We start from the raw sequence: 684 nt of genomic DNA, 5'->3' as shown, positions 1-684 counted from the left end.
GTAGTGGTCAGGGTGGCGCGGGTATCGCTCGCTGTAGGCCGCGGCAGTGAGATCGGCGGTCTCGCGCAGCGGGTCGACCCGGCTCCCGTCCCCATCCGGTTTGATGAGGTTGCGTGGCGCGATGCTGAAGCCGATACCGGCCTTGGGCTCGACGCGAGGCTTGTCCGGCGCGACCAGCCGGTCGCGCTGGAAGCGGTAGGCCGCCACGATGTCTTCAGGAGCAATGCGGTGGGTGACGTACTCGGCGAAGGGCCAGACGGCCGAGGCCTCGTCGGTGTGCTCGTCGCCGGGGTCGTAGGCGAAGCGCGACGGGTCTTTCCAGCTCTGGGTGCCGGTGGCGTGGCGTTCGRCCACCTGCTGCGCCTTGAAGGTGTTGGTTGCCTGGCGGACGCGTACGCCGTACAGGTAAGCGGCTTCTTGTTCTTCCTCGCTGTCGTGTTCGGCCGCTTCGAAGGGAAAGAAGCAGGCACCCCTGACATCGCGCGCGACGCAGACCCCGGTCGCCGGCACGATGTCTTCGGTGCCGGTGCGGTAGACGATTTCGTTGCCGGTCGGCCGGCCGTCTTCGGTGGTCGCGGCTGGGCCGAGATCACGCTCGGCTTTGGTGGTGAAGCCGGTCTTCAGCACCGACTTCGGTGCGCGCGTATCGGACCGCCACATCAGCGTGCCGTCCTCCCCGAAGTC

The 684-nt window shown here is 67.8% G+C and carries 1 protein-coding gene; it reads right to left on the bottom strand.

What is annotated here, in order from left to right:
- On the bottom strand, nucleotides 1-684 hold a 684-nt coding region (locus AC1DYI_RS37715; RefSeq protein ID WP_477209161.1), incomplete at both ends, for a hypothetical protein.

The organism is Ideonella sp. P3_A4 (assembly GCF_056403075.1).
This window is presented reverse-complemented; position numbering and strand designations above follow the sequence as displayed.